At 73.2% G+C, this 10,557-nt stretch carries 8 protein-coding genes; 6 read left to right on the forward strand and 2 right to left on the reverse strand.

Annotation, left to right across the window (positions count from 1 at the left end; genetic code table 11):
- Nucleotides 1-20 precede the first annotated feature (20 nt).
- Nucleotides 21-2,252: a phosphoribosylformylglycinamidine synthase subunit PurL gene (purL, locus tag ABYE80_RS10955; protein ID WP_372790313.1), complete on the forward strand. Its 2,232-nt coding sequence runs from the start codon at nucleotides 21-23 to the stop codon at nucleotides 2,250-2,252.
- On the opposite strand, the gene ABYE80_RS10960 is transcribed toward purL, so the two are convergent.
- A complete protein-coding gene (locus ABYE80_RS10960) occupies nucleotides 2,197-3,204 on the reverse strand; it encodes a helix-turn-helix domain-containing protein (protein ID WP_372790314.1) in 1,008 nt (335 codons plus the stop codon). The two genes, purL and ABYE80_RS10960, sit on opposite strands and share 56 nt — an antisense overlap.
- A 99-nt stretch (nucleotides 3,205-3,303) precedes the next feature.
- On the opposite strand from ABYE80_RS10960, the gene ABYE80_RS10965 reads away from it, so the two are divergent.
- Nucleotides 3,304-3,765: a pyridoxamine 5'-phosphate oxidase family protein gene (locus tag ABYE80_RS10965; RefSeq protein ID WP_372790315.1), complete on the forward strand. Its 462-nt coding sequence runs from the start codon at nucleotides 3,304-3,306 to the stop codon at nucleotides 3,763-3,765.
- 36 nt (nucleotides 3,766-3,801) lie between these two features.
- Here ABYE80_RS10965 and ABYE80_RS10970 read toward each other — a convergent pair whose 3' ends face one another.
- Nucleotides 3,802-5,616, reverse strand: a complete 1,815-nt coding sequence (locus tag ABYE80_RS10970; protein ID WP_372790316.1) for an ABC transporter ATP-binding protein — start codon at nucleotides 5,614-5,616, stop codon at nucleotides 3,802-3,804.
- A gap of 166 nt (nucleotides 5,617-5,782) precedes the next feature.
- On the opposite strand from ABYE80_RS10970, the gene purF reads away from it, so the two are divergent.
- The 4 genes from purF to ABYE80_RS10990 form a co-directional block, all read left to right on the forward strand.
- Nucleotides 5,783-7,249: an amidophosphoribosyltransferase gene (gene purF, locus ABYE80_RS10975; protein ID WP_372790317.1), complete on the forward strand. Its 1,467-nt coding sequence runs from the start codon at nucleotides 5,783-5,785 to the stop codon at nucleotides 7,247-7,249.
- A 16-nt stretch (nucleotides 7,250-7,265) separates the two neighbouring features.
- A complete protein-coding gene (locus ABYE80_RS10980; protein ID WP_372790318.1) occupies nucleotides 7,266-8,321 on the forward strand; it encodes a hypothetical protein in 1,056 nt (351 codons plus the stop codon).
- 86 nt (nucleotides 8,322-8,407) lie between these two features.
- Nucleotides 8,408-10,240 (forward strand): ATP-dependent DNA helicase RecQ, encoded by a 1,833-nt coding sequence (locus ABYE80_RS10985; RefSeq protein ID WP_372790319.1) that lies wholly within the window; start codon nucleotides 8,408-8,410, stop codon nucleotides 10,238-10,240.
- The coding region (locus ABYE80_RS10990; RefSeq protein WP_372790320.1) for a formyltransferase family protein at nucleotides 10,237-10,557 on the forward strand (321 nt) is incomplete at its 3' end. The genes ABYE80_RS10985 and ABYE80_RS10990, both read left to right, overlap by 4 nt.

A 10,557-nucleotide genomic window follows, 5' to 3' on the forward strand; every position in this document is an offset into this window, starting at 1 on the left:
CCGTTGGTACCGTGCCGACCGTGCCCGCAGAACAGCAGTCCGTCCCCGGGGTCGAGCAAGCGATCGCCCTGGGCCTCACGCGCGAGGAGTACGCGCTCGTCATCGAGAAGCTCGACGGGCGTGAGCCCAACGAGGTCGAGCTCGCGATGTTCTCGCTGCTGTGGAGCGAGCACTGCGCGTACAAGCACTCCAAGAAGCTGCTGCGCACGCTGCCGACCGAGGGTGACGCGGTCTTCATGGGTCCCGGGGAGAACGCCGGGGCGGTCAAGGTGGGGCCGGCCGGTGGGGACCTGATCTGCGCCTTCAAGGTCGAGTCGCACAACCACCCGTCGGCGGTCGAGCCGTTCCAGGGCGCCGCCACCGGCGTCGGCGGGATCCTGCGCGACATCTTCGCGATCGGCGCACGGCCGGTCGCGGTGCTCGACGCGCTGCGGTTCGGCGAGCCCACGAGCGAGCGCTCGCGCTACCTGCTCGACCGTGCGGTCGCGGGCATCGGGCACTACGGCAACTCGATCGGCGTGCCGACGATCGGCGGCGAGGTCTACTTCGAGGCGCCGTACGAGACCAACTGCCTGGTCAACGCGATGGCGCTCGGCCTCGCGAACGCGGGGGACATGATCCGCTCGGCGGCCACCGGGGTCGGCAACCCGCTCATCCTGTTCGGCGCCTCGACCGGCCGCGACGGCATCGGCGGCGCGTCGGTGCTCGCGTCCGCGGAGCTCGGCGAGGCCGACGAGGACAAGCGCCCCACCGTCCAGGTCGGCGACCCGTTCGAGGAGAAGAAGCTCCTGGAGTGCTCGCTGGAACTGCTGGAGAAGGGCCTGCTCGTCGCGCTGCAGGACCTCGGCGCCGCCGGGCTGACGTCCTCGGCGTCGGAGATGGCGTCCAAGGGCGAGACCGGGATGGACATCGACGTCGCCAAGGTGCCGCTGCGGGAGCCGGGCATGGCGCCCTTCGAGATCATGGTCTCCGAGTCCCAGGAGCGGATGCTCTGCGTCTGCACGCCGGAGAACGTCGACGAGGTCATCGCGATCACCGACAAGTGGCTCGTGCACGGCACGGTCATCGGGTCGGTCACCGACACGCGGAAGATGCGCATCTTCGACGGGGACGAGCTGGTCGGGGAGATGCCCGTGGAGGCGCTGGTCGACGACTGCCCCCTGTACGACCTCGCCCCGGCCAAGTCGCCGACGCCGCTGTATCCGGCGCCCCTAGCGACGCTCGCCGCGGACGCCTCCCCGCGCGACTCGCTCCTGGCGCTGGTCGGCTCGCCGAACATCGCCTCCCGTCTGCCGCTGTTCGAGCAGTACGACCCGGTGGTCCAGTCGCGGACCGTGCGGCGTCCGAACACCTGCGACGCCGCCGTGCTGCAACTCCCGGACGGCAGCGGCCTGGGCGTGTCGATCGACTGCAACGGCCGTCGCGTCGCCGCCGATCCCTACCGGGGCACGATCGAGGCGGCCCTCGAGTGCGCGGCCAACCTCGCGTGCGCGGGCGCCAAGCCGCTGGGCACCACGAACAACCTGAACTTCGGCAACCCCGAGAAGCCCGAGATCGCCTGGCAGCTCACCGAGGCCGTCCGCGGTCTGGGGGAGGCGTGCCGCGCGCTCGACGCGCCGATCGTCGGAGGCAACGTCTCGCTCTACAACCAGGGCAGCGCCGGTCCGATCTACCCGACCCCCGTGGTCGGCATGGTCGGGGCGCTGCCCGACGTGACGAAGGCGGGCAACCTCGGCTTCCAGCGCGAGGGCGACCTGTGGGGGCTCGCGGGCTGGAACGCCATGCCGTCGCTGGAGGCCTCCGAGCTGGCGAAGCTGCGCGGAGAGGCCCTGCCCGACGGCCTACCCGAGTTCGACATCGACCACGTCCTGCGGACCCAGGAGGCGATCCGCGAGGCGGTCCGCTGCGGTGACCTCTCCAGCGCACACGACGTCGCCGAGGGCGGCTGCGCGGTCGCGCTGGTGGAGAGCTGCCTGGCGGGCGGACTGGGGGCCCGGTTCCTCGGCGAGCCGACCGCTGAGGCCACGGCGCCCGAGGTCGTCGACACGATCCTGTTCGGCGAGCGCCCCGGCGCGTTCATCGTCTCCGGGTCCGAGGAGGCGCTCGAGCGCCTGGCCGAGAAGATCCCGCTCGACATCTTCGGAGAGGTCGGCGGACAGGGGATCGACTTCGTCGTCGGATCCGAGACGTTCAGCGTCACCCTGGACGAGTTGCGCGAGGCCCACGACGGCCTGCGGCCGTTCTTCCCGTAGACGCGAGCGTGGACGCAGAGCGGTCCTGGCGCTCGCTCTCCCACGAGATGGGATCGGCGCTCGTCCTCGGCGGTGCGCCGAGCTCGGTGAGGACGGCGGCGAGCGTCTCGCGCCGCACCGCGCCGTAGGCGATGACGTGCGCGACCACGCCGCCGTAGGTGAACGCCTGGGGCGGCTCGCAGAGCGCGTCGATGAACGCGTCGTCCCACGCGTCGCGGTCACGTAGGCGGGCGACGATCCGCGAGAAGGCCGCCGCGGCGTGGTCGAAGCGGCGGATCAGGTCGTCCTGCTCCGTCGGGGGCTGCGGCTCACCGGCCATCGCGGCGACCCACACCTCGAGGGTCACCACCAGCCGGTTCGCCATCTGCCGGGCCGTCGGCTCCGCTCCCTCGAAGTCGACGATGACGAGGCCGGGGCGCATCTCCCGATCGAGGTCGCCGGGCGTGAGGCGCTCGGCCCGGTCGAGCAGGTCACGGGTGCGGTCGAGGTGGTGGCCGATCAGGCGGTCGAGCACGTCGCGGCGGCGTGGGGCAGGCGTGGCCGGCCCAGGATCCCGGGCGGGACCCGCCAGGTGCAGCCCGGCGGGCGCGTGGAAGTGGATGCCGTTGGGCGCCGGGATCGCCACCGGTGCGCCGGACGTCGCGAACGCGCTGGGCGGCGTGCCGTACGCCCGGGCGAACGCGCGCGAGAACGCCGCGGCCGAGGTGTAGCCGGCGGCACGGGCGATCGTCGAGACGGGGACGTCCGGCTCGGCCCGCAACTGCCACGCGGCCCGCTCGAGGAGCAGACGGCGGCGCAGCGCCACCGGCGTCTCACCCGTGGCGCTCGCCAGCACCCGATCGAGGTGGTCGCGCGAGAACGCCGCCCGGCGAGCCAGCGCCGGCCCGTCGAGGCCGGCGTCGTCGAGCGATCCGACGACGAGGTCCAGGAGATCACGCAGGCGGTCGGTCACGGCGTCCCAATCCTGCCGTGCCCGGCGGGCGGCATGCAGCGCGTGATCGTTTTCGACGTGTTGGTCGCGTGCGCTGAGCGGGTCGGCACACTGCTGCGCATGGCCCACTTCTCCGACCTCGAGGACGCCGCTCCGGCGCTCGCCGCCCGGGTGCGGGAGCGTCTGGATGCCCGCGTCCACAAGACCCTTGCCACCCTCCGCGCCGACGGGACCCCTCGCATCAGCGGCATCGAGACGCGCTGGGCCGACGGGGATCTCTGGATCGGCTCCATGTCGGCCGCGCGCAAGGCCCTCGACCTCCGGCGCGATCCGCGTTTCGCGCTGCACAGCGGCTCGGACGACCCGCCGGACTGGACCGGTGACGCGAAGGTCTCGGGCCGGGCGGTCGAGGAGCACGACCCCGACCGGCGGCGGCTCGTGCTCGGGGATGAGCACGGCGACGCGCACCTGTTCCGCCTCGATCTCGACGAGGTCTCCACCGTGGGACTCAACGAGGACCGCACGGGGCTGGTCATCGAGGTCTGGACGCCGGAGCGCGGGCTGCGGACCGTGAACCGGTAGGCGGACGGCCGTCGCGGGCCTCCGCCCGGCGGCGCGTCACTCGACCGGCTCGCCGGCCTCGCCGATCTGCACGTTCCACAGCGCGGCGTACCGGCCACCGGCGACGACGAGGTCGTCGTGCGTGCCGGCCTCGACGACCTGCCCAGCCTCGAGCACGTGGATGCGGTCGGCGTGGCGCACGGTCGAGAGCCGATGCGCGATCACGATCGTGGTGCGGTCTGCGCTCACCGTGCGCAGCGAGCGCTGGATCGCCGCCTCGGTCTCGGTGTCGACCGCGGCGGTGGCCTCGTCGAGCAACAGGACCTGCGGGTCGCGGAGGATCGCGCGGGCCAGCGAGAGGCGCTGGCGCTGGCCGCCGCTGACGCGCAGGCCGCGCTCCCCGACGAGGGTGTCGACGCCGGCGGGCATCGCGCGGACGAAGTCGAGCGCCTCCGCGGCGGCGAGCGCCTGCTCGACCTCCGCGTCGCTCGCGCCGGGCCGGCCGTAGGCGACGTTGTCCCGCACCGTGCCGCTGAAGAGGAAGACGTCCTGCGCGACGTACCCGATCGCGCCGCGCAGCGACTCCAGCGAGACGTCGGGCAGTGGTGTGCCGTCGATGGAGATCGTGCCGCTCGTGGGGTCCTCGAGTCGCAGCAGCAGCTTCACCAGGGTCGACTTCCCGGCGCCGGTGGGACCCACGATCGCGTGCGTCTCGCCCGCCGGGACGTGCAGGTCGATGCCCCGGAGCACCTCGGGCGCGTCGGGGCTCACGTGGTGGTAGGCGAAGCGCACACCCCGCAGGAGGACCTCGCCGCGCACGGATCCGGCGGCGCCGCCCAGCCGGCCCGGGCCGCCGACGATCCGCGGCGGCACGTCGAGGAGGTCGAGGATCCGGCGGGTGGAGGCCATCCCGCGCTGGTAGAGGTCGAGCACCTCGCCGAGTTGCGTCAGCGGCCACAGCAGGCGCTGGGTCATGAACACCAGCACGCTGAACGCGCCGACCTCGAGGTTGCCGTCGAGCGTCGCCTTGCCCCCGACGATCAGCGTCGTCGTGAACCCCGCGAGGATCGCCATGCGGATCAGGGGCACGAACGCGCTCGACACGCGGATCGCATCGCGGTTGGCCTCCCGGTAGGCCTGGGATGCGGCGGCGATCCGGTCGACCTCACGCTCCTCGGCGGTGAACGCCTTGATCGTCGCGATGCCCGCGAGGTTGTTCGCGAGCACCCCGGCGACGTCGCCCGCCCGCGCCCGTACGGCTGCGTACAGCGGTTCGAGTCGCCGCTGGAACGCCAGTGAGCCGAAGGCGATGACCGGGATGGGGAGGAAGGCCAGCAGCGCGAGCAGCGGTGAGATGACCACGAACACGAGGCCGACGAGGACCACGTTCATCACCGTCAGGATCATGCGGTTGGCGCCGACGTCGAGGAACCGCTCGAGCTGGTTGACGTCGTCGTTGAGCACCGCGAGCAGATCGCCGGTCTCGCGGTCCTCGAGCGCGCCCATCTCCAGGCGCTGGACGTGCGCGTAGGCGTCCATGCGCGCCTCGTGCTCGATGGTCTGGGCGAGGGACCGCCAGCCGATCGCGGCCAGGTACTCGGTCAGGGACTCGAGGATCCAGACGACGAGGTTGATCGCGCCGACGACGAGGAGCTGGTGGAAGCGGTCGTCGACCCCGAACACGTCGGCGACGATGGAGCCGTCGCCGCGCACCACGACGTCCACGGCGACGCCGATCAGCAGCTCCGGCGCGATGTCGAAGAGCTTGTTCAGCACGCTCCACATCGCCGAGATCAGCGTTGCCCGACGGTGCCGGGCCGCGTAGTCCCACAGACGCAGCAGAGGTGATCGGGGCGGGGTCGGGGTGGTCATGGGCTCCGACACGATGCCACGCGAGGACCAGGTGCCGATCCCGCTCCTTCCGGGAAACCCCGGACGAGGGCTCCTCGTCGCACGCAGCGCCACCCGCCCGCGCTGCTACCCTCGGGCTCTGCCGCCCACCGGCAGTCTTCTCATGAGGCTCAGCGCTCCCCTTCCCATGGCGGACCCGGACGGCCGCGAAGGACCGCGCGACGAATGCGGGGTGTTCGGGATCTACGGTCCCGGGCACGAGGTCTCGCGTCTCGCGTACTTCGCCCTGTTCGCGCTCCAGCACCGCGGCCAGGAATCGGCCGGCATCGCCGCCGCCGACACCGGCGGCTACATCATCACGCAGCGGGCCCTGGGCCTGGTGTCGCAGGTGTTCAAGGAGCACGACCTGCAGGCCCTCGGCGGGGACCTCGCGATCGGGCACGTCCGGTACTCGACCACGGGCTCCAACGAGTGGGAGAACTCCCAGCCGGTGCACCGCTCCGCGGGCTCGGGCGGGAACCGCAGGGAGCTCGCGCTGGCGCACAACGGCAACCTGATCAACGCCGTCGAGATGCACGCCAAGCTCCGGGCGCAGGGCGTCACGTTCTCCTCGACCTCGGACTCCGAGATCATCGCCGCGGCGCTCGCCTCCCACCCCGCCGAGACGATCGAGGACGCGGTCGCCGACGTCATCCCGCAGCTGCGCGGCGCGTTCTCCACGGTCGTGATGACCAACGACAAGGTCGTGGCCTTCCGCGATCCCGCGGGGGTCCGCCCGATGGCGCTGGGCAAGTTCGGCGACGCCTGGTGCGTGGCGAGCGAGTCGTGCGCCTTCCTGACCATCGGAGCGGAGTACGTCAGGGACGTCGCTCCGGGCGAGATGGTCGTCCTCGACGCCGACGGGCTCACGAGCCGGCAGATCGGGGACCCGGCCGCCCGCGAGGCGTTCTGCGTCTTCGAGTACATCTACTTCGCCCGCCCCGACTCGCAGATGGGCGGCGGATCGCTGCAGGTCGCCCGCGAGCGCATGGGCGCCGTCCTGGCGCGCGAGGCCCCCGCGCCGGGCGCCGATCTCGTGATCGCCGTCCCGGACTCCGGCAACCCGGCCGCCCGTGGCTACTCCCGCGCGTCCGGCATCCCCCAGGGCGAGGGCTTCGTCAAGAACCGGTACATCGCCCGCACGTTCATCCAGCCGGGCCAGGAGCTGCGCAAGCACGGCCTGCGGCTGAAGTTCAACCCGCTGCCCGAGGTGGTCGACGGCAAGTCGCTCGTGGTCGTGGACGACTCGATCGTGCGCGGGAACACGACGCGCCAGATCGTCCAGATGCTGCGGGACGCCGGCGCGCGCGAAGTGCACATGCGCAGCTCGGCGCCGCCGATCAAGAACCCGTGCCACTACGGGGTCGACATGAGCACGCGCGAGGAGATGGTCGCGCACAACCGCACCGTGGACGAGATCGCCGCTCATCTCGGGTGCGACTCGCTGGCGTACCTCTCGCTGACCGGGGTGTACGAGGCCGTCGGCGCGGCCGACCCGGGCCGTCACTGCGACGCCTGCTTCAGCGGGAACTACCCGCTGCAGGGAACCACCGAGGCGAACGGCAAGTTCGCGCTCGAGACCTCCCTGCCGCTGGCGCAGTCCGCCGCCCGCTGACGGCACGCGCGCCGTCGTGAGGTGGATCGCGACGACTGCGGCCGCCTTCGTGGCGGTGCTGGCGTTCGGCGCGCTGATGGCCGGCGAGGAGCGGGAGCGGCCCGAGGCGGGATCCCGGCCGAACCCACCCGCCGGCCTCGGCGCGGGCGAGGCGCTCGCCCGGACGATCGAGGACCTGTCGGCGGCCGCGACGGTCCGCTACGACGTGAAGGCCCGCGACGGCACCCGCATGGAGGCGCTCGACGTCGTGTCCACGGTGCTCCTCGACCGGCCCCTCTACCTCGGCGTCGCCCACCGCCGCCGTGCCGGCCGGTTCGTGACCGGGCTCTTCGCCTCCGATGACCTGCGGTCGTGGCGGCACGTGCGCGACCTGCAGGACCGCGCCTCCCAGGGCGCGCTCACGGCGCTTCCGGACGGCGGGTGGCTGCTCGCGGTGGAGATCGACGAGGCCGGGCCCGACGGCGTGCGCCGCGGGCACCTGCGCTTCCTGCGCTACCCGACCGACGACGCGCTCGCGCAGGGACGGCCCGACTGGCGCTACGACGCGCCGCGAACCCTCTCGAAGGTGGCGGGGGCGTTCGAGGGCACCCCCTCGCTGCGCCGGATCACCGCCACCAGCGCGGAGGTGGGCTTCCACTACCTGACCGCCGACGCCGTGGATCGCAACGCGCGCGCGACCCTCTCGGGCATCGGCACGGCCGCGCCGCGCTGGGTCGCCCGGCCGGCCCCCGACATCGACGACCCGCTCGAGCGCTCGGGAGTGGAGGGCAACATCGGCGATCGCACCCACGTCGCGTTCCGGGGCGTCCCGCTCACGCTCGTCGAGGGGCAGCGGCGACCGAGGGACTTCGGGTCCTGGTCGGTCTACGTCCTGGATCCGGCAGGGACCGACGCGCGACGCCTGGCGTTCCGGACGCCGGGCGGCTCGGGCTCCTTCGGCAACGCCGCCGCGGGTGTCGTGCCGCTCCCGGGAGGGGGGCGCGGCGTGTTGCTGACCGCCTACGTGTTCACGGAGGGCGCAGCGGACGGGGAGGCGGGGCAGATGCTCGCGGTCTTCCCGGTCGACGGCTGAGGCTCGCCACCGGCCGTGACATGCGTCACGGAGGTGTGACGAACCCGCGGCGGCGACCGGCAGCGTCGCTAACGTCGCTCGCCGCCATGACGGACCTCCACGGGGCGCTGCGCCACCACTTCGGGCACGACGCCTTCCGCCCCGGGCAGGAGGAGGCCGTGGCGGCCGCCGTGGCCGACAGGGACGTGCTCGTCGTCATGCCCACCGGGGCCGGCAAGTCCCTCTGCTACCAGTTGCCCGCCCTCATGCGGGACGACCTCACGCTCGTGGTGTCGCCCCTGGTGTCCCTCATGCAGGACCAGATCTCGGGGCTGTCCCGCGGGGCACGGGACGGTCCGCGGCTCACGGGGATGATCAGCGCGCAGCAGGAGGCGGCCGTCAACCGCCGGACGATCCACCGCGCGGCGCGCGGCGATCTGCGGCTGCTGTTCGTCGCGCCGGAGCGCTTCGCGTCCCCGTCCTTCCTGCGGCAGCTCGGGGAGGCCCGCATCGGCCTGTTCGTGGTCGACGAGGCCCACTGCGTCTCCCAATGGGGACACGACTTCCGGCCCGACTACTTCCGCCTCGGTGACGCCGCCCGCCGGCTCGGTGCCACGGCCATCGTCGCCTCGACCGCGACGGCGACGCCGCAGGTCGCCGCGGACGTCGTCGCCCGGCTCGGACTGCGCGACCCCGCGCGGATCGCGACCGGGTTCGACCGCCCGAACCTCACGTTCGCCGTGGTGCCGTGCGACTCGCCGACCGATCGCGCGCGTCGGATCGTCCATGCGCTCGCGTCGTCCGATGCCCGTCCGGCCATCGTCTACGCGGGCACGCGGCAGGGCGCCGAGCAGCTCGCCGCGCGGATCGCGGCCGACCTCGGGATCGGGTGCGACGCCTATCACGCCGGCATGGCCCGAGGTCACCGGTCCGAGGTGCAGCGGCGGTTCACGGATGGGACCACGGAGGTGGTCGTCGCGACCAACGCGTTCGGGATGGGCATCGACAAGGCGGACGTCCGCACGGTCGCCCACGACGGCGTCCCCGTCTCCCTGGAGGCGTACTACCAGGAGGCGGGGCGCGCAGGGCGCGACGGCCATGCGGCCCGGGCCCTCCTGTTCGCGACACCCAAGGACAAGGGCCTGCACGTCTTCTTCATCCAGCGGGCCGAGATCGATGACGCGGCGCTCGACCGTGTCGCCGAGCACCTGCTCCGCGCGGCCGTCGACGGCCGCGTCGACATCCCGGTGACGGAACTCGCGGTAGGTGAGACCACCGACCGCGTTCGCGCGATCATCGGCCACCTGTCACGGGCCGGCGTGTTCGAGCCGTCGCCGTCGACGGTCGACCGCGTGCAGGGGCGCATCGTCGCCGCGTACGACGCGCGTGCCAAGGCCGCCTGCCGGGTGTCGGCCGGGGAGGGACAGCGCGCTCGCTGGGCGCAGTACCGGACGGTGTGGGCGTTCGCCGAGGGGCGTCGGTGTCGGCGCAGCACGATCCTGCGGCACTTCGGCGACGGTCCGCGCGGAGCGCCGTCGGGTCCCTGCTGTGACGTCTGCGACCCGAGCGTGCTGCCCGGGCCCGCCCGTCCGCCGACCGGGGTGCGGCGGCCGGCAGCCGGACGCCGGGTCGACGGCGCGACGGGTGGTGTCACGACGGTCGACGGCCTCGACGTGGACCGCGCGATCCTGTCCGTCGTGCGCCGCGCCGGGCCGCCGGTCGATCGCACGACGCTCGTCGAGATCCTCCGGGGAGGTCGCTCGCGGACGATCCTGCGGCACGCCTACGACGGCCTTCCGGAGTACGCCGCCTTCGAGCATCTGCCCGCCGATGAGCTGCACGCCAGGGTCGACGCCCTGCTCGCGCAGCGGCTCCTGGCGGTCACCGAGGGGGACCCGGCGACGTTGACGGCGCCCCGGCGCGCGATCATGCCGGTATGAGCGGGCTCCGCGTCGTCGTCCTGGCCTCCGGGGCGGGCACCAACCTCCAGGCGATCCTCGACCGCGTCCACGGGCGCGACGGCATCGCGGTCGTCGGGGTCGCCGGCGACCGCGAGGGCGCGCCCGCGCTGCGACGCGCCGCGGAGGCCGGCGTGCCGACCGCGGTCTTCGCCCGCGACGCGTTCGCCGATCGCGCACAGCGGGACGGGGCCCTCGCCGAGCAGGTCGTCGCGTGGGACGCGGATCTCGTGGTGCTCGCCGGGTACATGGCGCTGCTGGACCCGGGCTTCATCCGGCGGTTCGCCGGGCGCATCATC

This window comes from Paraconexibacter sp. (genome assembly GCF_041602235.1).
Lineage (GTDB): Bacteria > Actinomycetota > Thermoleophilia > Solirubrobacterales > Solirubrobacteraceae > Paraconexibacter.